This window comes from Rahnella perminowiae, from assembly GCF_019049755.1.
GTDB classification, from domain to species: Bacteria; Pseudomonadota; Gammaproteobacteria; order Enterobacterales; family Enterobacteriaceae; genus Rahnella; species Rahnella perminowiae.
In genome coordinates this window covers 1-1,797 of record NZ_JAFMOS010000206.1, presented here as the reverse complement: position 1 = coordinate 1,797, position 1,797 = coordinate 1, and the positions used below count along the sequence as shown (strand labels likewise).

At 48.0% G+C, this 1,797-nt stretch carries 2 protein-coding genes; both read right to left on the bottom strand.

Annotated features, from left to right (window positions below):
* Nucleotides 1-57 precede the first annotated feature (57 nt).
* Complete coding sequence (locus J1785_RS01320) at nucleotides 58-1,251, bottom strand: MFS transporter (RefSeq protein ID WP_217137412.1); 1,194 nt, start codon at nucleotides 1,249-1,251, stop codon at nucleotides 58-60.
* A gap of 3 nt (nucleotides 1,252-1,254) precedes the next feature.
* On the bottom strand, nucleotides 1,255-1,797 hold a 543-nt coding region (locus J1785_RS01315; RefSeq protein ID WP_217218635.1), incomplete at its 5' end, for a type 1 glutamine amidotransferase domain-containing protein.

The window sequence follows — 1,797 nt, the reverse complement described above, 5'->3', positions numbered from 1 at the left end:
GTAAAATGGTTCAGTGATTTGGTGTTCACTGAGCCATTTTAAATGCTATGTGTACTATCAGGAGTAATCGGAGGTGGTGCGTCTTTTATTCGAATTTATTTGTAATAACATCCACAAAATACCAACAATTACAACTCCGCCTCCAACCCAGGTAAGACTTGTAAGACCAGTAACATCCAGTGCTACACCCCCCAATAGCGACCCTAATGCAATTCCTCCGTTAAAACCGGCAATATTCAGTCCTGCTGCCACTGCTGGAGCTTCAGGTGCATGTATGTGAGATAGTCCGATCACTCTTGCTTGCATTGAGGGGACCGCTGCGTATTTCAATGCTCCAAGCAAGCCAATAAACAGTGCCATTAACATTAAGGATGAGACAGAGAACCAGATAGCAAAGAGGACGATCGCCAAGCCAATAAGAATTGTCATCACGGCACGGTCTGCACCTTGCTTGTCAGTCAGGCGACCACCCCAGACATTCCCGATAGCGGCCATCATGCCGTAGACCAACATAAGCAAACTACTCGTACGCTCGTCTACATGCGTTACCTGAAGCAGAATCGGGGAAATATACGTATACAGGGCAAAAGATCCTGCATAGGCCAAAACTGTAATTCCTGCTCCCGCAAGCAGTAGTGGGTTGAACATGGCTTTTAAACCGGCCATGGCATTTGCTTGCAAGGAGGGATCATTTTGATCCGTGGGCATCAGCATTGCCAATCCAATGAAACCGATCGCTCCACTTGCCGTTACTGCCATGAATATAGACTGCCAACTCAACAGACTACCGATGTAGGTACCAAGTGGTACGCCTAATGCCAACGCAATTGTAAGACCGCCAAAAACGACCGAAACAGCGGCGCCAGCACGATGTCGCCCAGCCAGTTGGGTTGCCACACTTGAAGCAACAGCAAGAAACACTCCGTGCCCTAAACCGGAAGCAAATCGTGCAATCAACATAGGCGTTAGGGACTCAGACGCACCGACGATACCATTGCCAACTGTAAACAGGCCCATAGCAACAAGTAATAATCTTTTACGAGGCCATCGTGTTGCCAACGCAGTTAATCCCGGAGCACCAATTACGGCACCGAGGGCGTAGGCTGTCACCGCTGTACCTACATGACTGACACTGACGTTTAGATCAGCTGATATCCTGGAAACTAAGCCGATCGTGACAAATTCAGTGAATCCCAAAGCAAAAGCGCAGAGTGCAAAGACATATATAACAAAAGGCATGCGTTCTTTCATAACTCAGGCTCTTCTATTTTCAATAGAAGCCAACAAAGGCAGCATTGCCTCAGCGACTCCTTTTGCGGAAGCGGGATTCTGTCCGGTCACTAATCTCTCGCTGACAATCACCTGTGGCTGAAAATTTGCGGCTGCAAGATGCTCAGCACCTCTTTGCTTCAGCGTGTCTTCAAGTAAGAATGGAACAATGTCGTACAACCCTACAGCACGTTCTTCATCGTTGGTAAAAGCTGACACCTTTTTTCCCGCAACCAGATATTCATTATCGGAAAGCCGAATATTCACCAATCCGGCGGGGCCATGACAAACCGCAGCGACAACGCCACCCTTTTCATAAATTCGTGATGAAACACCCGCCAACTCTATATTGTCAGGGAGATCCCACATCGTCGCATGCCCTCCTGCATAGAAGACGGCGTCATAGACGTCAGGATCAATCTGCGAGGGTTTTAATGTGGTTTTAGTTGCCTCGCGTAAGGAATCATTATTCCAAAAGGAGGCGTTAACCGGATCGCTGAGGTCTAAACCGTCAACATGTGTCTTGCC